This window comes from Blautia luti (assembly GCF_033096465.1).
Classification (GTDB): Bacteria; Bacillota; Clostridia; order Lachnospirales; family Lachnospiraceae; genus Blautia_A; species Blautia_A luti.
Window position 1 is genome coordinate 2,413,745 of record NZ_AP028156.1, and the last position, 25,145, is coordinate 2,438,889.

Genomic DNA, 25,145 nt, shown 5'->3' on the forward strand with positions numbered 1-25,145 from the left:
TCATCACCAGCCTTTCTTTGGTGCTACCTTTTTGGCCTTTTTCTTTGTTTGGGTTGCTACTCGCTCTTTCATGCACAAAATCAAGATGGCAGAAATAACAACAGCAAGCACAAGACTGCAAGAACAGCTTCCGATATTCCAGTTGACTGCGGTATCATAGCTGCGGTAGCCTACCATTCCAAGACTTGCGGTAATCGGATAAAGGTTTGCTAATGTCATATTTCCTGAGGCAAACATCCCTCCATATCCATAGACAAAAGCAATGATTACACCGACTAAAAAGCTACCTGTCCTCCGACAAGTAAGAGCGATAATCGGCAGAACCGCAAGATATAAAAAGAAATTAACCGCAGTAATCTGCAAGGCTGCTTTTAGAGCTAAGGAAATCTCAAAGCCTGGAAATCCCACAATCATTTCCGCTATGATTGTAAACAAGCTGCATATCAGCCCGAAAATAATAGACAATACGCCGCACACAATCAATTTTCCGGTCAGCAGCTTCTTAAAAGAAATCGGCACAGTCAGAATATTTTTCAGTGTGTCATCCGTCTGCTCACGAGAAATCATATATCCAGCAATTAGGCTGATACACATCGGAAAAATCATGGACATATTGTTTTTGATGACCTGTTCTGTAAGATAGGCGAAATCCCAAACGGAACCATCATTCGCCATAGAGGTAAACAAGGTCAGCAGGACGGATAGGAGCATGAGTGCAACGCCCGCCCAAAGGATATGATACCTTTTCAATTTATAAAATTCTGTTTTTACAATGCGAACCATGTTTATTCCCCCCTCTGCTTATATAATCTGTCAATCAGTAAGAACGAAACGAATGCCATGATTCCAAGAATGAATACAACTTGAAATGTTGAAGGAATTAGCCCTGTCATTTGCTCCAAGTCCATTTTTATTCCATGAGCCGCCATATCTCCCGCACTCCAAAATGTAGTCAGTGGCGTGGGCAGAAGCCATAACATGGTTTTAGGCAGTGTGTCAAACAATGCCGTAGCACTCATGTTCAGAACGCTGTAAAAGACACACAGCAAAATGGAAAAAACATAGGTCTTACTGAAAAAGACAACAAGGACAATCAACGGGAGTGTTCCTGCTGTAATGAAGATCCCCGTTTCAACCGCCAAAAACAGCTTATAACCAATTCCATAAACTTCTAATGTTCCAATTCCGCAAAGAATTGTTGCAATAGTAGAAGCCACGCAAAAAACAATTCCAAAGATAAAAAGGACAATGATCTTTGCAAGTACCATTTGCGTGCTGGTTACTGGAATTGTACGCAAATTTTTGAATGTATCGTTGTCGCGTTCCATAAAAAACAGGATGGCGGCAATCACTCCGATAATGCAGGGCAGTAAAAACTGGATACCATATCCCAACACCATGTTAAATAGTCCATCGAAAGCATCTGCCCGATCCGTATATCGCTCCATCATAGAGGGCGTTGTCATCAGATAAGTCAGCGGGATTGGAAACAGGAACGCAGCCAGAATAATCAGCGGAATAAATTTCTTCCGTTTCAATTTCAAAAATTCGCATTTGATTAGTTTAAGCAATTCCTTCGCCCCCTGTCACACGCTTGAAGTAATCTTCAAGACTTTCTTCACAGGTATGTGCTTCTGATACCTCCAATCCGTTTTCTACAAAAGCAGTTACAATTTTTCCCACAGGCAGCTCCATATTGTGTAGACGCAGATTGTGGTCGTCTTGTATGGAAAAATGGGTTTCATGGAAATTGCGTTCCAAAATTCTTGCCGCCTGTGCAGTATCAGAGATCGTAAACCGGATATGTTTACTGCTTTTTTGCTCCAACTCAGCAAGGCTTTCTTCTTCCAGCAGTGCACCGTGGTCAATAATTCCAATATCGTCAGCCAGCAAGGAAATCTCCGAAAGAATGTGACTGGAGATTAAAATGGTTTTTCCTCTTGCGTCACAAAGCTCACGGATAAAAGAGCGTACTTCTGCAATACCGATAGGGTCAAGCCCGTTGATAGGCTCGTCCAAAATTAAAAGTTCCGGATCGTGCATGACTGCAAGGGCAATCGCCAACCGCTGCTTCATACCAAGAGAGTATTGCGAAAACAGCTTTTTATCCTTGTAAGGAAGTCCGACTAAATCCAGAGCGTCTTTGATGGCATGGTTGTTTGGTACTCCACGCAGGGTAGCAAAGATACGCAGATTCTCCGTACCGGTCAGATTGGGATAAAAACCAGGGGACTCAATCAAACTTCCAATGCGGGGCAGCAATTTCTTTTCATTTCCCTGCAAAGACTTTCCCCAGATTTTGACCTCACCGGAAGTCGGCTTCGTTAAACCCAACAGCATTTTCATGGTTGTGGTTTTTCCGGCTCCGTTTCTACCCAACAGACCATAAATTCTCCCACGCTTGACATGGATATTTAAGTCCGCCACACTCTTTTGTGAGCCGTATTGCTTTGTCAGATTTTTTGTTTCAATAATATAATTTGAATCCATATTCAAAACCTCCTGTTCTGTAAGGTATTCTATCACGCCAACCTTGCATGAACCTTGCCACAACCTTGCATTAACCTTGCAATTTGAAATCCGACAAAATAAACAAAAGTTCCCGTCACAAGGACGGGAACCCGCTTAAATCTCCAAGGGAAAACGCAAAGAAAATTCAGTTCCTTTTCCCGGTATACTTTCAACAGCTATGCTTCCGCCCATTTTTTCTACAAGTTGATGGACAATGGAAAGACCAAGACCGCTACCTTTCTCAGACCGACCTTTATCGCACTTATAAAGCCGTTCAAAAATGTGTTTCAAATCTTCTTTCTCAATTCCAACTCCATTATCTGCCAGCAGCAGCTCCATGCTGTTTTCCTTCTTCAATAGGGAGATTTTAATTTTGTCCGCATGGCTATGAGCGATGACATTTTGAATGAGATTATTGATGATTCTCATATAGCTGTCTATATCCAATCTTACCCGGACAGGCTGTTCGGAAATATCAATGTCATAATCAACCTGTTTATCCTCAAAAATCGGTATCCAGTCAATCAGGATATTCCTTGTAAACTCTGCGGCCTCAATGCTCTGGATTTCCAAAGCAAACTCGTTGGAATTTAACTTGAACCAGTCAAAAAGCACATCAATATATTCTTTCAGATCGTGGGCTTTCCGGCGAGCAGTTTCAATATAATCATCCCGGTCTTTTCCCGTGACAATACCTTTGTGTGCAGCATCAAGATACCCGATCAGAGTGGTAAGAGGCGTCCGAACATCGTGAGAAAGGCTTGTCATAAGCTGGCGGTTGGTTTCTTCCGTCTGTCGCACAGCAGAAAGCCTGCTTTCATAAGCCACAACGATCTCATTGATTTCATAGGCAAGAGGGGCTGTTAGTTCATTTGTTGCAGACAAAATACGCCGATTGCCATTTCCATTTTTCACATCAACCAATGCATCGGTCATTTCTGCTATTTGTTTTTTTATACGCCGAACGAGAACGATGGAAGTCAATACAGCCACAACAGCAATCACAATGGACAAGAATATGATGATTTCCATGCTGACTACACCTCCTTGTTAAAGCGATAACCGATCCCTTTGACAGTTTGGATGTACTTTGGACTGGAGGGGTTGACTTCTAATTTTTTACGAAGTCGACTGATAATCGCCATAATGTTACTGTCATCATAGAAATATTCTTCACCCCATACTTCTTCATAAATCTGCTGCTTTGTTAAAATCCTTCCTTGATTTTTTACACAATAGAGCAGCAAATCAAATTCCTTTGGTGGAAGTTCAAAAGTGCCGTTTCCCGTAGTAACGGAACGATTTTCAAGGTCAATTTGTAATCCATCAAAATTCAGCTTTTGCATCGTTCCGGCTTGCTGATTAAAGCGAGTGTAACGGCGAATGAGGGACACAATACGGGCAATCAGCTCATCCATATCAAACGGCTTTGTCAGATAATCGTCCGCTCCGGCCCGTAACCCCCGCACCTTAGAAATGCTGTCATTTTTGGATGTGAACATTAAAATTGGCAAACTATGCTCTTTGCGGATTTCTTCCAGTGTTTCAAACCCATCCATACCGGGCATCATCACATCCAGTATTACAAGCTGATATTCCTGCTCTTTTAATTTCTGCAAGCCCTCTTTTCCGGTATTACAAAAATCGGCTGCTATATTTTCCGTTTGTACGCTGCGCTTAATTAAGGCACACAGTTCTCTGTCATCATCTATAATCAAAATTCTATTCATGGTACAATTCTCTCCCTTGTTTTGTCCGACCATCCACAGGTTTTTATGCTGATTTTGGTATCAGCCAAACCATTCCCATCTTTACAGGTCCTGGAATACGTCCACCCGAGCAAAAATAATTTATCCAACGAGGTGTTACTCCCCATTTTGCACTAGCTTCTTTTAATATCATATAATCCATACCCATTCCTCCGAATATTATTATAATTCGTTCTTTCGAATAATACAATCATATGCCTTCTACATTGGCACATCCTTCGGGACCGCCCATGTTAAGGATGTCGATGGGGATTGCTATGCTGGCATAGCAATCCGTAATGTGCCATTTTCTCGCCCCGTTGGGGCAACCGAAAATGATGCACAAAAACTTCATGCACGAACACAAATCAAAAATGGGTGTGCCTCCGACGCATGAAGTTTTATACCGGCTCCAAATCAGCCAGCATCAGCTTCAAAAGGATGTCACGCATCAGCTCTCCCGTTTCCTTGTAAACAGGCGTGACGATGAAGCGGATTTTTCCGATATGGTACACATATATCTTAATTCCAATAAGTTACAAGAGCAAATTGCAGATCTTATTTCCAGAAAGGAATCACTAAATAATCAATACGTTTCCTTTAAGCAAGAAATAAAAGAGTTGGAATTGATACAGCAAAACCTGTCCAAATATCTCAAACAGGATGCTCCTGAAATACAAAGATCTTCTCATAACCAACTCCCTTCTTTGTAAAACCATAATAATAGGCAGCGATTTCACTCGCTGCCTAAATTCCCATTAAACCGATATCCTACACCGCGCACCGTTTGTATATATAACGGATGACCAGGATCATCTTCTATCTTTTCTCTAATGTTGCAGATATGTCGCATAACCACATTATAATCACCAGAATAGGGTTCATTCCATATGATATCATATATTTGTTCTTTGCTAAACACTCTTCCGGGACTTCGCATTAATAAATGCAAAATTTCAAACTCTATAAAAGATAAATCTATTTTTTCCTGCTTTCGAAATAATTCTCTTTTATCCAACAAAATAACAATATCTCCATAACTCAAATTTGTTTTTGCATTTTCAATTACTTGAAATGCTCTTGCTCCCGTATTGACACAGGATATTATATGATTCAGGATTTCTTCCTCACTATCTTCAAATGTCAGTATTAACATTTTCCCATGTAATCACCTACTTTATTTTTTCTAACAATCATTTAATAGATTTCTAATTATCTCTTTAGATGTTCTTATATGCCGGTATAGCCCGTTATTCCGGGCTTTTCCGGCACTTTTCATATCGGAAGAACCTCACAAATCTTTTTATTACCCCTTATGTTTTCGCTCTCAAAAGTAGTAAAAGCAGTAGTAAATTCTGCGTACTACTTATGCCGCCTTGGTTTCCTCGGCGCTTTCCGCCGCAGGCTCCGGCTTGGCCTCTGCGGTGGTTTTTGCCTTGGCTTGCGGCCGTTCCATTTCCTCCTGTGCGGAATGGAAAGTAGCGTGGGCGTAATAGTTCAGCGTCATTACAATGTTGGCGTGTCCCATGATGTACTGCAATGCCTTGGGGTTCATGCCCGCGTTTGCCATTCTGGTACAGAATGTATGCCGCATGGTGTGCGGCGTCATCACATCGGGCAGCGGCTCCTTGTGGCACTTGTTGTACTTCTTGGCAAGGCACTTGAACATGGCGTCATAGTTGACGGCGGTTTTGGGCAGGCCGTCCCGGTTCAGGAACAGGAAGTCCTTATAACCGTCAACCTCAATGCACCTGCCGTCCCTGCGCTTCTTCAACACGCGCTCAAACGCTTCATAGGCGGCTGCGCTCATAGGCACTTGACGGAATCCGCTTTCTGTTTTTGGCGCTTCGATATAGTAGCCGTCCTCGGTGCTTCTCAAAAGCTGGTGGTCTACATTCACAAAGCGCTTCTCAAAATTCAGGTCAGCGGGCGTCAGGGCGCAGAGTTCGAAAATACGAAGCCCGGTTTCCAGCAGGATCACCACCTCGTCATAATACTTGGCATAGACGGGATCGTTCTGCATGAAGTCCAAAAGCTCGTTTTCCTGTGTAGGGGTAAGCGGCACCTTTGGTACGGTATCGTCGTTGATAACCTCATTGATCTGGAAGTCAAAGGGATTCTTGCGGAGGCAGTCATCCTGTACGGCCATATAAAAGATGGCAAGGTCGTTGTTCTCGGTGAGGATAAAGAACGGCAGAAGCCGGACAGGGGGATTCTTCATCTGGAACATCCCTGCCACCCGCCGCAGCGTATGAAACAGCTCCATTGCTGTGCCGTCCGGCAGTTTCAGATCGCACAAGATCAGTTCTATTTCCTTATCCTCAAAAATCCGGCGCTTGGCCTCCCCAATCGAGGGAACCAGAATCAGGTCAAAGCCCTTTTGCAGCATAGCCGCCCGCAGCACTCCGGCGCTGGTATCTTCTGCATGGACAAAAAGCAGCTTGTGAAAAGTCGGGGCCTTTTCGCCGGATAGCTGCCGGTAGGCATATTCCACCAGCTTATCTTGCAGCAGCAGTTCTTTCATTTTGTCCATGCACAGCGTCGCGCCCCGACGCTTGGCCTCCTGTTCGTAGTCGTCCCTGTCATGGCAGGATGCCAGAATAAAGGGCAGCTCCTTGTCTGCCGCCCGTACCTCGTCCAGAAAGTCCATGCCGGAACCGTCCGGCAGGTCGAGATCACAGCAGACCACCAGCGGCATTTCCTCTTGGATGGCGGCCCGCGCTTCTTTCAGCGTACAAGCCGTTTTTACCGGGTAGCCCCGGTGCTGTAAGTATTTTTGCAGATACCATGTATAGGTGTCGCTGTCGTCGATTAGCAGTATCTTTTTCATGTGTCCTCACCCCCAATATTGATTTACCACAAGCATAAACTACAAATGTTACACAAATGTCCGAGGTGCCTTTGATTTCGACAAAAAAACAGGCTGAATTGTTACAAAGCTCGGACATTTCAAAAATTTTTTGAGAAATGGCGAAAAAAGCGGGGCAGCACACGCCGCCCCGCCGATCCCATACGGTTATTCCATTGCCCGCATTTGTTCAATCAGAGATTGTTTTTTCTGTCTGCGGATTGTCCATACAGACAAGATCAGCTCCATTCCGAACAATACCAGAATGAACAGCCCCATTTCCAAAACCGGGAATTGATAAGGCACTACATTTCCGGCAAAAGCACCTACACTCATTTTTCTGCAAGCAAAGATGGAAGCCGGAAGCCCAACGATCAGCGTTGCAAATGTTGCAAAGAGCGCATAGCACAGCCCCTCACAGATGTTCATTTTACATAGCTGTTTTTGTGTTAGGCCGATAGAACGCAGAATACTGTTTTCCTGCTTTCGGGCTATCTGGTTAGAGAGTGTCGTATTGATAAGGTTGATAACGCCAAAGAGAAATACCAGCCATGAAAGTACCTCCATACTGCCAAACGCAAAAGAATTTGTCATTTCTTCATATCCAATCACTGTATTGATTTCATCTAAGGCAATATTACTATGGCTGGCAACAATATTTTTCAATTCAGCTCCCACATAGTCCGCTTTTTGCGGGTCATTTACAATGCTCCATGAATAGTCAAAAGAGGTGATTTCCGGGTGCAGTTCGTGGAACAATGCTTCTGGTGCAAAAAGAGTTGCCCCATCTAAGTGCATCCTGCCATGTCCTGAATATACCTTTGCAGGAGCGTATAACCCCGATATGGTAACAGAAACGGATGGTTGTTCTTCTCCCAAAGAAATCTCAACCGTTGAACCAACACCCATATCCTCATTCTGCTTTAGCACATTATAGTCAATTACAATACTACGGGAATCTGTTGGCATGGTTCCCTCTGTCAGAGCCGCTTCAACTGCCGCATAATTCTGGTCGGTCAGCATATCGCACATACCACCAGCTTGATGAATCTCTGTTTTATAAGTTGCATGGAGAGATTGCCTGCTTGGAATTATATCTGTAACGCCATCAATAGATAAGATTTCCTGCTTTAATTCCTCATTCAATGGATTTCCCGCTGCCATAACCTTTTCTTCTGTCATTTCAGAATCCAAATAAATTTTATAGTCGCCGTCTGGGAAAAACTGTCTTGCAAGCGCCTCTGGTGAGCGCAGCAAAACAATGGAGGATACCACAAGCAGGATAATTCCGCCCAAACTCAATGAGGCTACAATAGCAACGGTCTTTTTTCGGTCACGCCTAAAATTTGCAATTCCCATTGAAACAGGATTGAGCTTGATATTCTTTTTCCGGCTGCGGATGTCCTTTTGCGCCGGGGTAAAACGGACGGCTTCAATGGGGGAAATCCCTGCCGCAATTTTCACCGGCTTACGGATGGAAACAGATACCATGATCCAACTGCTTATAAGCGTTAAAATAACCGTTGCCACATAGGAAACAGCGTTAAAACCCTTGGAAAACAGGAGGGAACCGCCGCATACGCCCAGCACTGTGCCAATCAGAATCCCGATACTGCCGAGTTTGCGTCCCTCGTTCTTTACAATCCGCTTGATTTGCTTTGGTGTCGCACCAATCGTCCGAAGCTGCCCGTAGCTTTGGATTTTGTCATTGATGGAAATACGGAAAATACTTTGAATTACGATATAGCCGCCGATCAGAACAATGGCAATCACGCTAGCCATCAGTGCAAAATCAAAGGATTTAGAAGCATAGGCAAAATACTTGCTGTTCATTTTGGGCATAGGAAGCTGATATTCCTCCGCAATCTCCCTGCAATAAGAGGTCATCAGTTCTTCGCCCAACTGGTCGCTGTTTTTGAAATGGACATAGGCGCGATAGCCAGTCGGGTCAAACCCTTTCCATTCTGTCAGGGCAGCGTTGGAAAGAATGATAGCGCAGGTATTCGCTTCTTTTTCATTTACGCTGTCCATAATGCCGGTAACGACATAATCACCATGAAAACTCTCTGTATCTAAGGTCACAGTGTCCCCAATTTTGGCATTGTTTCCATAGGTGGAAAGAAAGTATTCGCTTACGACAACTTCATTTGCTTTTTCAGGAACCCTCCCCTCTAACAACTCCATCTGCGCCTTGGTAATCTCCATCATTTGCGCGTCGCAATACACATAAGACGCATGATAGCCCTGTTCCGAAAGTTCCTCACCCAGCATATAGTAGCCGCCTACGCGCTCAAACTCCGGCAGTCCTTTCAGGGTTTCAATGTCGTTTTCCTCCACGCCCAGCCAGACCGCCTCATAAGTATCGACAACCTGATTGCGTTGCATTTGTGTCAGGGAGGTAGACACAATTCCCGTAAAGCAGATTAGAAACGCCGCCAGTGCAACGGCAATCACCACCATCAGATTCCGGCGCTTCTCGCTTTGCAAACTTTTCTTTGCCAGCTTCTTTGTAATGGCGCTGGTATCATTCTCAAAAGGCCATGTCATAGCCTGCCACCTCCTTACTCCACAATCTTGCCGTCCTCAATGCGGACAATCCGATCTGCAAGGCGGGCAATGTCGTTGTTGTGGGTAATCATCACAACAGTTTGCCGGAACTCGGCGCTGGTACGCTTGATAAGCCCCAGAACCTCGGCGCTGGTCTTGCTGTCAAGGTTGCCGGTCGGCTCGTCGGCCAGCACAATAGCCGGTTTGGTAATCAGGGCGCGGGCAATCGCCACACGCTGCTGCTGTCCGCCGGAAAGATTGTTCGGCATATTTTTCAGCTTATCTTCCAGCCCCAGCAGGTGAACGATTTCATCCAAAAACTTCTGATCCACCGTGTCCCCGTCCAGTTCCACCGGCAGGACGATGTTCTCATACACATTCAGGATAGGAACAAGGTTATAGTTCTGGAAGATAAAGCCGATGTTGCGGCGGCGGAAGATGGTAAGCTGTTCGTCGTTCATTTTCGACAGTTCTTTGTCCCGGACAATCACATTGCCAGAAGTAGGGGTGTCCAGCCCGCCCATCATGTGAAGCAGGGTGGACTTGCCGCTGCCGGAGGTTCCCACAACGGCCACAAATTCGCCGTCATTTACAGAGAAGTTCACGCCGTCAAGGGCGCGGGTGATATTCGGCTTTGTGCCGTAATACTTTTTCAGATCAATCGTCTGCAAAACGCTCATACTCAAAACTCCTTTCAAGGCTTTCTGCCTGTTGATAAGGTCATTGTAAAACCCAAATGTCCGCGAAATGTTACAGCGGCCCAAAAATTTCATTGAAAATCGGGGTGAAATGTTACAGCGCTCGGACATTTCAAAAATTTTTTTGAGAAATGGCGAAAAAAGCGGGGCAGCACTCGCCGCCCCGCCGATTCCATACGATTATACTGTCACTTTGATTTGTTCAACAAGAGATTTCATTTTAACGAAACTTTAGTTACATTGATTCACTCAATCGCTTTAATACGCTCTACTACAGACTGCTTCGCTAAAATGTGTCTTTGATACACTGTTACTACTATATGAACCACAAAAACAAGCACGAAATACAGGAGTAGAAACGGCCACGGGAAGCGATAGGAAATATAGGATAATCCGGGTATTTCTGCGATCTTGTTGCATAAAAGGAACCCCAGCGGTATGCCTACCACACAACTCCCTATTAAACTACCAAAAAAATAAATCCTGTTTTCTGCACTCTGTGTTTGATAAATTTGTACTTTCGTCATACCAGCGGCCTCTAACAGCGCATAGTCATGGCGGCGTATAACGGTGTTTGTAATGCAAGTATTAAGCAAATTGACAAAAGCAAACAAACATATCAACACTATCACTGCTGTAACAACAATTTTGGCGTTATAAAAATACGCCTGATATTCAGATAAATCATCCGCAAATATGGAAGTATTTATACGGTTATCCGAAGCCACCAGTGCCTTAATTTCCTCAACAGCCTGTTTCGTTTGCATATCTTCAGTACAAATGTACCATGCCAGATCACAATTTATTTCTGCTAAAAAGTCCAGATATTCAGGAGTCGTATAGAATACGCTACCTTTGTCCTTATTTTCGATGAAACCACATACTGAAAAATCAATTTCTTTTGTAGACATTCCCGTATTTACTGATGCGGAAAAATGATCTCCCAAACTCAGGGAAAGACCTGTTTTTTCATAGTAAGGAGAGGCACGATTTATCACAATCGGAATAGTGCTGTTTGTATTTGGAGAATAAGGCATATCACCCTCAACCAGTTGGGTTTCAAAACTGGTTGTGCCGACAATACTATTGATGGATAGTTCATATCTATTCTCAGGTTGACCGGGAACGACGATCTCACAATCTAATTTTTTGGATGGATAAATTTCTGTTACACCAGAGATATTTTCAATCTGCGCTTTCAATTCCTCCGTAAAAGGACTATCTTTCATCAGTTCAAGAGTAGCGTTTTCGGCAGCTGTTGAGTTCAGTTTAAGATAAATGCTGCTGTTTTCATAATACGGTTGCCGGACAAGCTCTTTTATATCAATAGCCGAAACTACCGAAAAGACTACAAATACAAGGACTCCGCTCAACACAAGGGATAGCAGCGTATAAAATGCCTTTTTACGGTTACTGAAAAAGTATTTTTTTGCCAAACCATTAGGATTGATACGACTGCTTTTTTTGAAAATTTTAGCTGATTTTATTTCCTCTGTCCTCAATGCCGCCATAGGGGATAAAGACGCAGCCAGTTTTGCCGGTGTACGGAATGACCAAAAAACAATGAACCATACAAAAGCACCGGAAAGCAATGTGCAGGCCACACTGGGCACCAAATATAATTTCAAGGGTAATACACAATTAAAAAGAAAACCCAATAGCAAACCGCCTAAAATATACTTCCAAGATAACTGTTTTCGCTCGTTATGAATGACTGCTTTGATCTGTCGGTAGGTCGCTCCCACAGTCCTCAACTGTGCAAATTCTCGTGTGCGCTGTAATATGGAAATATACATGATATTTTTAATAGCGATTCCTGCTGTGAGTAGCAGAACAATAGCAATCCCCAAAATTACACTAAGTATTTCCTGTGTGTTATCGACACGAGAGATTATCTGTGTATCTATTGTGGCATTACAAAGTAAGATAGTCGAAAATGCTAACAATAGAGAGGCAATAAACATGATAATCCCTGCGAGGAAATTTCGTTGTTTATTTGCGGATAGACTTTGCGTCGCTAATTTTTTCTCCACTTTGTGAGTATCATTTTCAAAAGGCCATGTCATAGCCTGCCACCTCCTTACTCCACAATCTTTCCGTCCTCAATGCGGACAATCCGATCTGCAAGGCGGGCAATGTCGTCATTGTGCGTAATCATCACAACAGTTTGCCGGAACTCTGCACTGGTGCGCTTGATAAGCTCCAGCACCTCGGCGCTGGTCTTGCTGTCAAGGTTGCCGGTCGGCTCGTCGGCCAGCACAATAGCCGGTTTGGTAATCAAGGCGCGGGCGATAGCCACACGCTGCTGCTGTCCGCCGGAAAGATTGTTCGGCATGTTTTTCAGTTTATCTTCCAGCCCCAGCAGATGAACGATCTCGTCCAAAAACTTCTGATCCACCGTGTCCCCGTCCAGCTCCACCGGCAGGACGATGTTCTCATACACATTCAGGATCGGAACAAGGTTATAGTTCTGGAAGATAAAGCCGATGTTGCGGCGGCGGAAGATGGTGAGCTGTTCGTCGTTCATTTTCGACAGCTCTTTGTCCCGGACAATCACGGTTCCGCTGGTGGGAGTGTCCAGCCCGCCCATCATGTGAAGCAGGGTGGACTTGCCGCTGCCGGAGGTTCCCACAACGGCCACAAACTCACCGTCATTTACGGAGAAGTTCACGCCGTCAAGGGCGCGGGTGATATTCGGCTTTGTGCCGTAATACTTTTTCAGATCAATCGTCTGCAAAACGCTCATACTCAAAACTCCTTTCAAGGCTTTCTGCCTGTTGATAAGGTCATTGTAAAACCCAAATGTCCGCGAAATGTTACAGCGGCCAAAAAATTTCATCGAAAATCGGGGTGAAATGTTACAACGCTCGGACATTTCAAAATTATTATTCAACTACCCTTAATCGAGCTACAATACTTGTTTTTCTAAAATAGCGAAACGAAACATGAGGAACTATAATCGCCACAACGCAAATAACAATTCCCTCTAATATCAACGGGAAAATCGTAGGCTGTATTGTAAACAGTCATAAGTCAGGTTGATTAAAGAAAGTAGGAAGAATTGTATTTGCAACAATAAGAGAGAGAGGTAAACCCATTACACAAATCAGAAATGCGTAAAACAATCCCTCCAATACGGTCAATTTGTTAATTTGTTTTTTCGTCATTCCGATGCTCTCTAATGTAGCAAATTCCCGTTGCCGGTTTATAATGCCCGTTATAATGATGTTGGAAAAATTCACAAGCCCGATACTTCCTAATAGAAACCCAATAAGGCCACCTATGATAAAAATAGTTTGTTTTAATCCATTCATAGTTTGTGCCAATGTTTCAGACGATGCGTATTCAACGGTAGGCAAAGAATTGATGTACTCGGTCGCTGGCAAAAAGTGTTCTTTTTCCACATCAAACACATAACTCATTATGGCTGGATTGTTATACAATTCCACAAACATCTCATTACTCATATAGAAAATAGGACAATCGCCGCCAACATCAGTGTAGCCAACATTCTTACCCGGAGATTCTACCAATGAAAAATCAACCACTGCACGCGCAATTACCGAAACCGTTTTATAAGGCAATCCATCTTTGTAAATGGTAACTTCCTGATTGAGCGGACAAAGAAATTCAGGAGATTCATTTGGGTTGATCGCTGAAATTTCTATAACATAGTTTCCACTTTCCAAATATGAGGTTAGTTGCTGTATATCTGTTTCTCCCTCAATGAAATTCAATTTAGGAAGTATTGATTTTTCTACCCCGTAAATATTGCAAAGAGGTCGATAATCAACACCGAGTTTTACTGGATAAGTTCTGCCATTAACCATACCACTTCGTATAAGGTGATTATCTTCTGTGTATTCGTCTAATACTTCCGTGACCAAACTACCATAATCATAAGTAACACTGACATCATCCAAAGTGTTTTTATAAATTCGACTTCCGTTCAGCACAGGAATATTATTTTCAATATCAGATATGATTTCATTACTAACAGAATCATCTTTAAATCGAAAACCTTGCACATTAGAAAATGTGTTTGGGCTTGCCACAACAAAATCAAATGAGGTAACAGAAGATACATATTTTTTAACATCAACACTATTTCCGATTGCGATTGCACTGTTTAGGAGAATAATGCAGAGTATCATGGATAAGACGATAAATATGGTACGCTTTGAATTTCTTCTTAAATTTCTCCATGCCATTTCTGTTATTCTATTCTTAAACGAAAGACGATTCTTGTTGGCACTATGATAATTGTCTTTTTCATAGTATCTGGTTGCCTCAATGGGCGAAATCGTAGCTGCAATTTTGAATGGTTTCTTTATGCTCACCCAAACAGTAATCGCACTAAATATCCCGGCAACGACAAAAATAATAGGTTTAAAACTCAAGTTCACAGAAAGATTGTGATACTCGCCTTTCATAAAATTAAGAATCCACGGAAGCATAAGTATTCCTACTATATATCCTAAAATCAACCCAATAGATATACCAATTATAGACAGCCAAAATGCTTGCTTATAAACAATTCGCTTGATTTGCTTCTCCGTTGTTCCGATTGTTCTTAATAAGCCATATTTCTTTATTTCTTGAACAACAGAAATCTCAAAAATATTGCGAATGAGCAAATAGCCCGTTATTACAAAAATCATAATAAAAAACAGGGCTGCTATTATGGCAATCCAATTTACAGATGTACCAGTGGACGGGCTGGTTCCCCTAATTTGCAAAATAGTTGTCTGTATAGACTGGATCGCTCCAACACATAAAGTCGTTACAGAAGTAAAAAGCATTGATGTTAAAACGATTGCTATTACAGCAACAATATTTCGTAATTTGTTGGCTTTGAAGCTTCTTTGCGCCAGCTTCTTTGTAATGGCGCTGGTGTCATTTTCAAAAGGCCATGTCATAGTTGTATCACCTCCATATTTGATAAGGCTATTGTAAAACCTAAATGTCCGCGAAATGTTACAGCGGCCAAAAGATTTCATTGAAAATCGGGGTGAAATGTTACAACGCTCGGACATTTCAAAAAAATTACGGCGGGCAGCCGGAAATGGCCGTCCGCCGCGTTTTATTTTGTAGGCAGCATAATAGAAAATTCCGAACCCTTGCCCGGCTCCGAAACCACTTTGATATAGCCGCCCTGCCGCGTTACAATCTCGCGGGCCAGATACAGTCCAATGCCCACGCCCTGCTGTTCGTGTACTTCTTCCTCACGATAGAAGCGCCGAAAGATGGCAGCCTGATTGCTTTCGGAAATGCCCTTGCCGGTGTCGACTACTTTGATTTCCACATACATTTCCCACAGTACCACCGACACAGCGATTTTCCCGCCCGCCGGGGTGTACTTCACCGCATTGTCCAGCAAGTTAAAGAGGGCTTCGGATGTCCACTTGCTGTCATGGGAAAAAGTCAAATTCTCCGGGCAGTCCACGGACACGGCGATTTCCTTTTTCTCCGCTGCATACACGATCCCACTCATGGCCTGCGCCACGGTATCAAAGAGGCGGCCCGGTTTCTTGTCCAACTGGATCACGCCTGTTTCCAGCCGGGAGGTTTTTACAAGGGCCTGAAAGAGAAAGTCCAGCTTATCCGTCTGGCTGCGGATTCCCCGGATAAAGTCGGTGCGCTCCGCCTCGGTCATGGGCTTTTCCAGCAGGGTGTCCGTCGCCATTTTCAGATTGCTCACCGGCGTTTTCACCTGATGGGAAATATCTGATACAAGGGTCTGTAACTCCTGCCGTTCCTCGTCCACCCGGCGGCGGTTCTCCTGCATGATCTGGTAAAGCCTTGCCAGCCGGTGTCCGATTCTGGCAAGCTGGGTTTCGCTGTCCTCTGGCCGCTGGGGCGCTTCATTCCCAGCGATCATGTGGTCTAAAGTCTGGCACAGGTCAGCGGTAAACTGCGACAGCCGCTTTCCAAACGCCTGCGTCAGTACAAAAATCCCCACAAGGGCGCACAGCAGCAGCGCCCCGCCCGTCAGCAGCACCGCAATCTGTTTTGTCACAAGAAACAGGGCTATGGTGATCCCGGACATGGAGAGGGCAAGCCCCATTGCCACCCGGCTAAACAGCCGCTTTACCGAGAGATTTTGAAACTTCATTTTGCCTCACCTCCCGTCCATTGATAGCCCATGCCGTAAACGGTCTTGATGTAGGGCGCGCCGCCGTCGGATTCAATCTTGCTGCGAATCCGGCTGATGGAGGTTGTCAGGGTGTGTTCGTCTACAAACCGCTCGTCTATATCCCACAGCCTTTCCAAAAGCTGCCCACGGGTCAGCACTTGCCGGGGATTTTTGCGGAACAGGTTCAGCATTTTGTACTCCATCGGGGATAGGGTCAGGGGCTTGCCGTTTAGGGAAGCCGTCTGCTCCGAGAAGTCCAGAAACAGCCGCCCGTCGTCGTAAATGTCCTTAGCCGGTTTGTGGTGTTCCAGCATGGCGAACATGGCTTTGATTTTCCGCTGCAAGGCCCCGATCACAAAGGGCTTTGTGATGTAATCCACTGCGCCCACCTCATAGCCCCGTATCTGGTCGCTCTCCTGATCGTTGGCAGTCAGGAAAATCACGATGGTGTCCGGATGCTGGGGCTTTATCAGCTTGCACAGCTCAAAACCGTTGCCGTCCGGCAGGTTGATGTCCAGCAGCACCAGATCAAATTCCCGCTGGCGGATGGCGTCGGCTGCGGTTCTGGCATTTAGTGCAGAAGTCACGCCGTAGCCGTCTGCGGTCAGGTTATAGTCTAACATCTTATTCAAAAAACTGTCGTCCTCGACAATTAAAATCTGCTTCATATCCTCACTTCCTTTGCTTTTTGCAGATAGTATAACAGGCAAATGTCCGTGAAATGTTACAGCGGACGGATTTTTTCAAAAAATCTATCAGCAAAATATAGCTCTATTAAAAAGCAGCACCAAAGAAGATATTTTCATATTCCTCCCAGTGCTGTTTATATATTATTTTAGCTTATCCTTATTATCTTCTTGTTTCTTTTTATCCCGATATTTCCGTATGAGTTTATTGCGGATAGGAACGCCAACACCAATCAAAAGCACAACTGCCAAAATTGTGAAATCCATACAATCACCTCACATTTCCTTATTCTTCATAACCCGAATGGACAAGAAGATTGAAACCGCATACATCACGACAATAGCAAAAACCGCAAGCAAAACGAGAAGTATCGGAGAAGATTCAACGACTGAAATAATTGAGTTCCCGATAGCTGGCATTTTAGAGAGAAGAAGTAAAGTCACCAAAAAACCGGCCACTGGAATATACATAAATACCCGTCCTTTGATTGAACCGTACTTGTAATATCCCGGAATCTGGAACACAGTATAGAGTGCAAATAAGAATACTCCTGCAATAACGGCGGTCACAATGTCAAATGCGCCAACTGATGAAAACACACATTTTGATTGTCACAGGCTTTTTTTAAAATCTCTCCATATGAATTATCATATACATAGTTAAAGTTTTTAATCAGCCTCTTTCTCCACTTCTTACCATATACAAAATATCGTAATACTTCTTTACTATTATTAAGTTCCACAAAAATGCCCGGAATATATTTTCCGTCATGAATCAATTTCTTAATCTGTTCATCGGTATACTTATTTGCTTTTTTTCGTATTAAAAAAAGAGATGTCATAAGTACCAAAATCAAAACCCCTAGTGTAACAAGCCACCATAAATTTTGTATTGTATCACTAAAATTACTAAGTAAATCAATTATCATTGAAAAAGATACACCTTCTGTACACTCATTTTCCATTGCAGAAGTCATACTTTGAGTTGATATAAGATCCTGTTCTTTCTCGTTTTCTATTATAGTTTTCCCTTCGGATGCCCCAACTACTTCTTCAGTCTCCTGCTCCTCAACATTCTTCTTTTGTATTGTTGCTTGTTCCTGTTTTCCTTCTATATTTGCAGCTTCTGATATTGGAGAAAAACCTATAACGAGCAATGTAAACACTAATACTAAAAACATAATTTCCTTTATTTTTTTCATAAGTGCTTCCTCTCTGACATAACATGATATTTTTTCATGCTCTCGAAATTTCAGGGCTACTCCTGTACTACATACCCAACCTTTCATATATATTCTCTCATTTAACATCCCCCATTTTTACTATATCTACTAATTACTTAACAGCTTATCATAAATTTTCTATTTTATAAAGTAGCTCAAAAAGAAAACCCGCCATATTGACGGGTCTCCATGAAAAATTACTTCTTCTTCCTTTCCATCTCTTCTTCCACTGCCTTCTGTTGCTGTGGTTGTCCCTTCCCTGACTGGCTATCTTTTGCTGATGCTTGCGAAGTCGTTTCAATACTGATCTCCGAGGAGCATTTTTATCTTTTTTCTTTGGCATATTGTTCATCAGTCCATCAATCATATTGTAATTGGCTTCTTCTGCCATCTCCGCACTGCGAAGATATTCTCCATTGTCCATGACCTTCTGCCAGTTTGCCAGCTCTGGTTTCTTTTTCTGCTGTTCTAGTGACTGCTGCGTCTGATTCGGTTGCTTTTGTGATTGCACCTGCTGTTGTCTTTGCTGTTCCTGTTCTTTTGCTGCCTGTTGCTGCATAAAGTTCTGAATGTTCCGTCTTGCTTCTTCATCAAAGCCATTGTAACAGTCATTCATAACTACTGCTCCATCTTCACTGAGAATCACATAGACGGCTCTTGTCCCATACTCTTCATGTTCCATTAGGAACCATTTCTTCTCATTCATCAAAATATAATCTTGGGCAAGCCATGTTCCTTTCTTTCCTTCGATTTCATATCCTGTTGTATCAATGGAAAGTCTGGTATCAGCGGAACTTTTGATTGTGAGAAATTCTGGAATGATAATGAATCCGTCTTTATTAATATAGTAGGCTGTGGTTTTTCCCTCATCCGTGATTACCAGAACATCGCTACATCCGATGGAATGACCTTTGAAGTTCTTCGGTCGCTGTTTCTACAGGCGTATTTTTATATCCGCCGGAGTTTCCCCCGGCTGGATTCTTCCAATGTACACCTGCTGATAGTTCTCAATGCTGACGCTCTTTCCTTCGCTTCTCAGCTTTTCATAAGAACGGAAACGAACATCACGATACTCTGGTGTTTCTTTTACCTGATATACTGCACACTGACTTGTTCTCATTCCTCGTCCTCCTCTTCCAATTCCGTTTTATAATCTTCCAGATCCATAAGAAAAATCTCATAACCTTCATCACTCATGCAGAACAGCTTTCTTATGGTATTGCAGACCAGCCCTATCATATCCGCATCCCCTTTCAGAAATGGAATAATATTGTCGATGGCTTCCATCGTATCATTTCGGTTGCCTTTATCAAACATCGCAGTTACTAAACATTCGTCTGTATCAAAGTTCATTGCCAGATCCATCATAATTCTACCTCCCCCTTCTTACGTGCTTTAGATTTTTCAGTTGCCGTTTCTTTCTGCTCCTGTGCTTTTGCTCTTACCTGAAACTCTTTCAATGACTGCAGCACGGATTTTTTCAGTTCTCCTTTTCCACCCTTTGCAGGCTCTTTGTTTTGTTCCCGGTTTGGTTCTACTGATACAGATTCTTTCTTGACTGGTGCTTCTGGAACTTCCTGTTTCACTTCCACAGTCTGTTCTGCTTCCTGCACTTTTCCATGTTTCTCATTCAGATACTTTTCCATATCGTTGATTGCTTTCTGTACCAATGGACTCTCCTTATAATGTGGAATCATATCAATCAGATCCCTGTCTATCCTGTCTCCACTCATGAGTCCATATTCCCCGGAATAATCTTCATCACCATCTTGCAGATCAAATCCGATTCCTTTAATCCCATGCAGTCTCTCTGCTGGGATACTCTCATATATTTTAATGGCTTCTTCTAAAGTGAGGTTATTATGGTACTCTCCCATGACCGGAAACTCCATGCACTCTGCGACATAAAAACTGATCGTGGCTTCTGGCTGTTCCTGCTCTGGCTGTTTGTCAAAGATAGAAAATCTCTCTGCGTCCTCCAGACGGGAAAGTAAAGAACGGGCAGTTATAACATCGCTGTCTATATCGGATTCTTCAGATACTTCAACCAGCCAGTCCTTTAAACACTCTGTTTTCTTATTCAGAATGTCCTCTGTGATTTTCTCCACCTGTTCTTCCCTGTTCTCAACGGTATCTTTATATTCGTAAGTGTCATATTCATAGCTGAAATTATCTAAATCCACCGCCAGCTTTTTAATCTCCTGCTGATCAAGGTAAGCATCTGCTTCCTTCATATATTCTGCCAGAGTGATTCTTTTTTCTGCGATAGGATTGATGTCCACCTTAATGCCTGCCATTGCTATACCATGAGCATTTAATTCATTGAAGAAACTGTCTTCACGGATATTGCCACGATAAGAAAGCACTACATCAAGGTCAGAATCTTCCCGGTAAAGGTCTTGTCTGCTTCTGGAACCATACACTCTTGCAGCAAGCAGCTCTACCTCCTGTTCCATTCCCATATCTTCTAATACTGCCTGTGCATGATACAGGACACCTCTTTCAACTTCTGCCCTGCTCAGACTATTTAATGCCAGTTCATTTCTTCCAATCTCAGAAGTCGCACGAAGTCCCCCCTCCTGCAATAAATCCTTAGAGTGCTGGATCGTCATTTCTTCAAATTCTTTATAATCCACTTTGACACATTCCAGGTCATCCATTCTTTCACTTTTAAGGATTTCATAAGCAGCTTCCTGAATGGATGCGTCTGGATTATCGTAATCACCACTCTGGATTTCATGCAAATCAGAGTCATAAAAAATAAAGGAATATCCTTCTTCTGTTGCCTGTATGCTCAGATACCCTTTGCTCTCGGTAAACTGCATTGCGATTCCTTCATAGGTTTGCAGTGCTTCTTCCCTGTGAAATCCTTCAAAAATACTTGCTGGGCAGTTTTTTTCTAATTGTATCCGCTGTATCTGTTCTTCCTGAATTTCTTCCACATCTGCCATCAATTCTTCATAATCCACTACTTTTGCGTCTTCCAATGAGTACCCTTTATCTTCCAAAATATCACTGGCAGCTTCATCTACATAAATTGTCGGATTGTCATAGATTCCTCCATCATCCTCCTGATAATCTTCATTGTAAAATGTATAGTCATAGCCATCTTCTGCGGTCTGGATTGTAAAGTATTGTTTTCCAATCTGATATGCAATCTGTACCTCATTCCAGTCCAGCATGTTTTCCATTTTATTTACCGCTTCATATATTTCTGGATTCAGCCACCCTCCGATCTGTTCATACGCATGGGTCAGCCGATCTATCCCGTTTTCACATCGGATAAAATCCATGCTTTCCTGCATCGTTTCCGTATTCTGGATACCAAGCACTTTTTTCTGATGATTTGGTAGACGTAAATATTCCTGCATCGCTTCATCCAGTGATTCATACCGGTTTACTTTTACTACACCCTCTGCATTTACATCTTCCATCACATAAAAATTATCAATGTAATGAATCTCTGGCATTTTTAACTTTATGCCTTCCGGCAGCTGCACCTCACTGACTGCATGAAAATTAAACCGGACATCTGTTCCCGATTCATTTTTTCCTGCCATCGTTTCTTCCCATATGTCTTTCTGTACTGCCTGTATTTCTTCGATTGTAAGTGTCTGTCCACTCCGCAGGGTTACAACAGAATCTTCCGGGAATTCCGTCAAGTCATAAAGTGTTGTTCCATTTTCCTGCAGATATTCTGATACAGCTTCTAACGCTCCTTCATCAAATCCATTCCATAAGTCCTCCGCTACAAGCTGTCCATTTTCTGCTACGATAATGCCAGCCACATCGGAGCCAAATTCATCATGTTCCATTAAGAAAAACTTTTCCCCAGCATATTCCTTTTTATCAACCGTATGCCATGTCCCGTTATGTCCTTCTGCTTCATATCCTCTTGTCTCTGCTGTGATCGTCACTTCGTTTTCTCCTATCGCCTGTTCTATCCTCTGCATCCGGATCTCAGCTCTTGCCATGTCGATAAACCCATCTAAAACTGCCGGGTGGCTTTCAATCACATAATCCAGGTTCAGATTTCTGCCTCGGCTGATATTTTCCGGGATTTCGATATGCTCCGCCCAGTCTTTGTTCTGTCTGGAAAATCTTCCATCATGAGAAAGTTCACGGATGGTGTTTGCCATAACAAAATTCATACGTTCTTCCCCAAAGCGTTCCACGACTTCTTTTGCCGCACCCTGCTTTAAGTGCAGTCCGTCAAAATTCTCCCGGATAACATCCTCGATTGCTTTCTTGCAGTCCAGGTTTAACTTTCTGGAATCCAGATAGGCATCTACATCCCGTTCTCCCATTGCCTGTTCCAATGTTTCTTTATAAACTGGCGGATATGCCCTGACGGAATTATGTTCCAGCATGTTCATTCTCTGCTGGACAAACTCCGGAAGTTCCTGAAATCCAAAAGAATCTACATAATAGGCTGTGATCTCTGCCCCCCTGTTTATCACGATCACATCACTTACCGATAAGGAATGACCACGGAAATCTTCCGGTCGATCAATGTTAAATCGTTCAAATATATTGTCTAACGTGATTGTTGGCATCCACGGTGCTGCATAAACCATCCGGTAATCCTTTCCATCAATGGTATAGCCCAGGTTCTTTGCAGATTCCATTCCCATAAACTGATAGGTATGCTCATCTCCACTATCCATCTGATAAATGGCAAACCTTCTGCTTTCTCCATGCAGAAGAAGTGTCTCATCAATCTTTTCTGCACTCTGCCGTTCCAGTGCTTCCTGTTTTGTGGCAGAGACTTCTCTTTCTTTCTGGACTTCCCATTCTGTTTCTGTGATTCCAAAGATACCGTCATATCCAAAAATCTCATTTTCCGTTTCCACAAGCACCTGTTCTGCCCGTTGTGGATTCTCTGGATTTCCATATAAGATGTAAATTTCTGCCCCTCCACGGTATAATTCATATGCCCGGTCTTTCATAAGCGGTAGCATATGGTCTAACTGGATTCCTGCCTCGTGCATTTCCGTAAAACCGATCATGCCATCTGGGAAATTGTCAATCTGTGCCTGTGTTTCATTCATAAGGTTTCTCGTATATTCACTTTCCGGTCTGCGGATTGCGGTCATCATACGGTTCACCAGTCCAAGCACTTCGTCTTTGTCATCCATCTTATATGCAAAATTCACAATAAGATTTCTCTGGGAATCTGTGAAATTTCCTGTATTTGCAGCTTCTGCCGTTTCAATCAGACGGTGGGCATACTGCATGGCTGTTTCTTCTGCAATCTCCGGTTCCTTCACTGGGAAGTTTGCCCTTGCTGCCTGAATCACTTCATACACCAGCTTTGAACCGGCTTCATCATAAGATTCCCTCATATCCCATACCAGGTCATTCAGTCTTTCCACCTGTCCGGGGAAGGTTTCTGCATATTCATTTACAAATGTCTTTTCTTCTTCTGAAAAAATATTTCTTGGAAACTCTGCCTTTTGTACCAACATCTCTGCCTGCTCTTTCGGAGAAAGGTCAGAAATATAAGTAACGCCTATGTCAGCATCATATTCAACATCATAAAAATCAATCGGATAGTTCTCTCCGTGTCCACTGCTGTCATAGAGTGGTGTGACAGCAGCACCTTTTTCTTCCAGAAAACTTTCCAGAGGTTTCTCATTTTCCTCTATCTCACCACTTTCCAGAAGGCGGACGTATTCTCCCACATTCTGCTCTAACTGTTCCCTGCTCATGTTTTCAATCAGATCATAGGTAAACTCGGAACCCATACTGCCTGAAAGATGCAGAATTAAATCTTCCTTATGAAAAGTATCCCGGATTGGTCTTTCCATTTCCAACTCGTACATCTGTGCCTCGATATTCTCAATGATCTCTGCCGATGTTTTTCGGATGGTATCCATAGATGCTTTCAACGCCTTCATATCCCTGCTCTCGCACCAGCTGGCGATATAGGTAAACGAATATTCTGAAGTATCCAGACCAAAATGGTTGCAGACTATGTAAGCGATACTTTCTGCTTCCACTTCCTTTGTTGTCTGGTCTTTTAAGACGCCTTCCGCATCCATTACTTCCCGGTCATGCAACAATGCGTGGCTCACTTCATGGACTCCGGTTTTCATCGTCTGGACATTACTCATATCTTCCTTTATCGCAATATATTTTTCTGTCTGGTGATAATAGCCTTTTGCTTCCACATTCATCATGCGGATCGGTACAGGAGAAATATTCTGCAATGCCTGCATGAACGTATCATAAAACTGTACACTTCCGGTAAGCTCCGGCACCTCCAGTTCTGCGATCGGTTCTCCCTCTGTCTGGCTGACATCAAACACTGTCGTTATGCGGAATCTCGGTATCACCATCTCCACAATCTCTGTTTCCGGCTGTCCATCATCCCCGATCACAGGCTCTTTTGTTACCGGGTCGATCTTTTCAATCTCCTGTTTCTCCCGGATCGGTGCTGGTGCAATGATCTGGATTCCTTTCTCTCCACGTTTTACATGGCGGTTAAACTTCTTCTGCCATGCCTGATACCCTGCCACCAGTGTTGCTTCCGGTTTCTGCATGGTGATCAGCAGCGTGTTATTAAAGCTGTAATTATGGAACTTTGACATGGTATTCAGATATTCGGTATATCGCTCCGATGTAAAGATTTCCTTTACTCCCTGCTCCAGCCGTTCCGATATTTCTTTTAACTGTTTTTCTATATTATTTGCCATAAACAAACCCTCCATTTTATGTCCCCGCCAGAGAAAACTCTGACGGGAAA

General features: G+C 43.2%; 21 protein-coding genes and 2 pseudogenes. 1 reads left to right on the forward strand and 22 read right to left on the reverse strand.

Annotated elements, in window-relative coordinates; genetic code table 11:
- Nucleotides 1–3: 3 nt before the first annotated feature.
- The 6 genes from R8695_RS11190 to R8695_RS11215 all read right to left on the reverse strand — a co-directional run bounded on the left by R8695_RS11190 (nt 4) and on the right by R8695_RS11215 (nt 4,422).
- A complete protein-coding gene (locus tag R8695_RS11190) occupies nt 4–783 on the reverse strand; it encodes an ABC transporter permease (RefSeq protein WP_154780528.1) in 780 nt (259 codons plus the stop codon).
- Nucleotides 784–785: 2 nt separating this feature from the next.
- The gene (locus tag R8695_RS11195) at nt 786–1,571 is read right to left on the reverse strand and encodes an ABC transporter permease (protein ID WP_024738632.1); all 786 of its coding nucleotides are present in this window, start codon (nt 1,569–1,571) and stop codon (nt 786–788) included.
- Nucleotides 1,564–2,490, reverse strand: coding sequence for an ABC transporter ATP-binding protein (locus R8695_RS11200; RefSeq protein WP_015524607.1), 927 nt, complete (start codon nt 2,488–2,490; stop codon nt 1,564–1,566). Before R8695_RS11200 ends, R8695_RS11195 begins: the two co-directional genes overlap by 8 nt.
- 135 nt (nt 2,491–2,625) lie before the next feature.
- Nucleotides 2,626–3,543, reverse strand: a complete 918-nt coding sequence (locus R8695_RS11205; RefSeq protein ID WP_154780529.1) for a sensor histidine kinase — start codon at nt 3,541–3,543, stop codon at nt 2,626–2,628.
- 5 nt (nt 3,544–3,548) lie between these two features.
- Nucleotides 3,549–4,241, reverse strand: coding sequence for a response regulator transcription factor (locus tag R8695_RS11210; RefSeq protein WP_110102441.1), 693 nt, complete (start codon nt 4,239–4,241; stop codon nt 3,549–3,551).
- Between the two features lie 43 nt (nt 4,242–4,284).
- A complete protein-coding gene (locus tag R8695_RS11215) occupies nt 4,285–4,422 on the reverse strand; it encodes a helix-turn-helix domain-containing protein (protein WP_080633534.1) in 138 nt (45 codons plus the stop codon).
- 172 nt (nt 4,423–4,594) lie between these two features.
- Between R8695_RS11215 and R8695_RS11220 the strand changes: the two genes are divergently transcribed.
- Nucleotides 4,595–4,972, forward strand: a complete 378-nt coding sequence (locus R8695_RS11220; protein ID WP_243139540.1) for a hypothetical protein — start codon at nt 4,595–4,597, stop codon at nt 4,970–4,972.
- A 23-nt stretch (nt 4,973–4,995) separates the two neighbouring features.
- Here the strand turns inward: R8695_RS11220 and R8695_RS11225 are convergent, their stop codons facing one another.
- The 16 genes and pseudogenes from R8695_RS11225 to R8695_RS11295 all read right to left on the reverse strand — a co-directional run bounded on the left by R8695_RS11225 (nt 4,996) and on the right by R8695_RS11295 (nt 25,095).
- Nucleotides 4,996–5,415 carry a winged helix-turn-helix domain-containing protein gene (locus R8695_RS11225; RefSeq protein ID WP_118611278.1) on the reverse strand — a complete coding sequence of 140 codons (420 nt, stop codon included), beginning with the start codon at nt 5,413–5,415 and terminating at the stop codon, nt 4,996–4,998.
- Between the two features lie 210 nt (nt 5,416–5,625).
- Nucleotides 5,626–7,089, reverse strand: a complete 1,464-nt coding sequence (locus R8695_RS17715) for a tyrosine-type recombinase/integrase (protein WP_154780530.1) — start codon at nt 7,087–7,089, stop codon at nt 5,626–5,628.
- A 186-nt stretch (nt 7,090–7,275) separates the two neighbouring features.
- Nucleotides 7,276–9,654 carry an ABC transporter permease gene (locus R8695_RS11235; protein WP_154780531.1) on the reverse strand — a complete coding sequence of 793 codons (2,379 nt, stop codon included), beginning with the start codon at nt 9,652–9,654 and terminating at the stop codon, nt 7,276–7,278.
- A gap of 14 nt (nt 9,655–9,668) precedes the next feature.
- Nucleotides 9,669–10,334 (reverse strand): ABC transporter ATP-binding protein, encoded by a 666-nt coding sequence (locus tag R8695_RS11240; RefSeq protein ID WP_112146590.1) that lies wholly within the window; start codon nt 10,332–10,334, stop codon nt 9,669–9,671.
- A 263-nt stretch (nt 10,335–10,597) separates the two neighbouring features.
- On the reverse strand, nt 10,598–12,418 hold the full coding sequence (locus tag R8695_RS11245) for an ABC transporter permease (protein ID WP_118050871.1): 1,821 nt from the start codon (nt 12,416–12,418) through the stop codon (nt 10,598–10,600).
- A 14-nt stretch (nt 12,419–12,432) separates the two neighbouring features.
- Complete coding sequence (locus R8695_RS11250; protein ID WP_154780532.1) at nt 12,433–13,098, reverse strand: ABC transporter ATP-binding protein; 666 nt, start codon at nt 13,096–13,098, stop codon at nt 12,433–12,435.
- A 280-nt stretch (nt 13,099–13,378) separates the two neighbouring features.
- Nucleotides 13,379–15,271, reverse strand: a complete 1,893-nt coding sequence (locus tag R8695_RS11255) for an ABC transporter permease (protein ID WP_243139541.1) — start codon at nt 15,269–15,271, stop codon at nt 13,379–13,381.
- A gap of 164 nt (nt 15,272–15,435) precedes the next feature.
- Nucleotides 15,436–16,467 (reverse strand): sensor histidine kinase, encoded by a 1,032-nt coding sequence (locus R8695_RS11260; protein WP_154780533.1) that lies wholly within the window; start codon nt 16,465–16,467, stop codon nt 15,436–15,438.
- Nucleotides 16,464–17,156, reverse strand: coding sequence for a response regulator transcription factor (locus tag R8695_RS11265; protein ID WP_008689652.1), 693 nt, complete (start codon nt 17,154–17,156; stop codon nt 16,464–16,466). The genes R8695_RS11260 and R8695_RS11265 overlap by 4 nt, the downstream gene beginning before the upstream one ends.
- Nucleotides 17,157–17,318: 162 nt before the next feature.
- Nucleotides 17,319–17,441: a hypothetical protein gene (locus R8695_RS11270; RefSeq protein ID WP_262348839.1), complete on the reverse strand. Its 123-nt coding sequence runs from the start codon at nt 17,439–17,441 to the stop codon at nt 17,319–17,321.
- Nucleotides 17,442–17,450: 9 nt separating this feature from the next.
- Nucleotides 17,451–17,762: pseudogene (locus R8695_RS11275) on the reverse strand (ABC-2 transporter permease); the annotation flags it as partial.
- On the reverse strand, nt 17,741–18,463 hold the full coding sequence (locus R8695_RS17890) for a hypothetical protein (RefSeq protein ID WP_243098910.1): 723 nt from the start codon (nt 18,461–18,463) through the stop codon (nt 17,741–17,743). The pseudogene R8695_RS11275 and the gene R8695_RS17890, both read right to left, overlap by 22 nt.
- A gap of 61 nt (nt 18,464–18,524) precedes the next feature.
- Nucleotides 18,525–19,013 (reverse strand): DUF4316 domain-containing protein, encoded by a 489-nt coding sequence (locus tag R8695_RS11280; protein WP_308418842.1) that lies wholly within the window; start codon nt 19,011–19,013, stop codon nt 18,525–18,527.
- Nucleotides 18,993–19,517: pseudogene (locus tag R8695_RS11285) on the reverse strand (YodL domain-containing protein); the annotation flags it as partial. The gene R8695_RS11280 and the pseudogene R8695_RS11285, both read right to left, overlap by 21 nt.
- The gene (locus tag R8695_RS11290; protein WP_118049825.1) at nt 19,514–19,765 is read right to left on the reverse strand and encodes a transposon-transfer assisting family protein; all 252 of its coding nucleotides are present in this window, start codon (nt 19,763–19,765) and stop codon (nt 19,514–19,516) included. The gene R8695_RS11290 and the pseudogene R8695_RS11285, both read right to left, overlap by 4 nt.
- Nucleotides 19,762–25,095 (reverse strand): DUF3849 domain-containing protein, encoded by a 5,334-nt coding sequence (locus R8695_RS11295; protein WP_154780534.1) that lies wholly within the window; start codon nt 25,093–25,095, stop codon nt 19,762–19,764. The genes R8695_RS11290 and R8695_RS11295 overlap by 4 nt, the downstream gene beginning before the upstream one ends.
- Between the last annotated feature and the right edge of the window lie 50 nt (nt 25,096–25,145).

Bases quoted from the DNA above. Each gene is read 5' to 3' on its own strand.
- R8695_RS11250 (WP_154780532.1), bottom strand. From the start codon at position 13,098: ATGAGCGTTTTGCAGACGATTGATCTGAAAAAGTATTACGGCACAAAG.
- R8695_RS17890 (WP_243098910.1), bottom strand. From the start codon at position 18,463: ATGAAAGGTTGGGTATGTAGTACAGGAGTAGCCCTGAAATTTCGAGAG.
- R8695_RS11190 (WP_154780528.1), bottom strand. From the start codon at position 783: ATGGTTCGCATTGTAAAAACAGAATTTTATAAATTGAAAAGGTATCAT.
- R8695_RS11215 (WP_080633534.1), bottom strand. From the start codon at position 4,422: ATGGATTATATGATATTAAAAGAAGCTAGTGCAAAATGGGGAGTAACA.
- R8695_RS11295 (WP_154780534.1), bottom strand. From the start codon at position 25,095: ATGGCAAATAATATAGAAAAACAGTTAAAAGAAATATCGGAACGGCTG.
- R8695_RS11220 (WP_243139540.1), top strand. From the start codon at position 4,595: ATGATGCACAAAAACTTCATGCACGAACACAAATCAAAAATGGGTGTG.
- R8695_RS11260 (WP_154780533.1), bottom strand. From the start codon at position 16,467: ATGAAGTTTCAAAATCTCTCGGTAAAGCGGCTGTTTAGCCGGGTGGCA.
- R8695_RS11200 (WP_015524607.1), bottom strand. From the start codon at position 2,490: ATGGATTCAAATTATATTATTGAAACAAAAAATCTGACAAAGCAATAC.
- R8695_RS11265 (WP_008689652.1), bottom strand. From the start codon at position 17,156: ATGAAGCAGATTTTAATTGTCGAGGACGACAGTTTTTTGAATAAGATG.
- R8695_RS11245 (WP_118050871.1), bottom strand. From the start codon at position 12,418: ATGACATGGCCTTTTGAAAATGATACTCACAAAGTGGAGAAAAAATTA.
- R8695_RS11210 (WP_110102441.1), bottom strand. From the start codon at position 4,241: ATGAATAGAATTTTGATTATAGATGATGACAGAGAACTGTGTGCCTTA.
- R8695_RS17715 (WP_154780530.1), bottom strand. From the start codon at position 7,089: ATGAAAAAGATACTGCTAATCGACGACAGCGACACCTATACATGGTAT.
- R8695_RS11290 (WP_118049825.1), bottom strand. From the start codon at position 19,765: ATGATGGATCTGGCAATGAACTTTGATACAGACGAATGTTTAGTAACT.
- R8695_RS11255 (WP_243139541.1), bottom strand. From the start codon at position 15,271: ATGACATGGCCTTTTGAAAATGACACCAGCGCCATTACAAAGAAGCTG.
- R8695_RS11280 (WP_308418842.1), bottom strand. From the start codon at position 19,013: ATGAATGACTGTTACAATGGCTTTGATGAAGAAGCAAGACGGAACATT.
- R8695_RS11225 (WP_118611278.1), bottom strand. From the start codon at position 5,415: ATGTTAATACTGACATTTGAAGATAGTGAGGAAGAAATCCTGAATCAT.
- R8695_RS11205 (WP_154780529.1), bottom strand. From the start codon at position 3,543: ATGGAAATCATCATATTCTTGTCCATTGTGATTGCTGTTGTGGCTGTA.
- R8695_RS11235 (WP_154780531.1), bottom strand. From the start codon at position 9,654: ATGACATGGCCTTTTGAGAATGATACCAGCGCCATTACAAAGAAGCTG.
- R8695_RS11240 (WP_112146590.1), bottom strand. From the start codon at position 10,334: ATGAGCGTTTTGCAGACGATTGATCTGAAAAAGTATTACGGCACAAAG.
- R8695_RS11270 (WP_262348839.1), bottom strand. From the start codon at position 17,441: ATGGATTTCACAATTTTGGCAGTTGTGCTTTTGATTGGTGTTGGCGTT.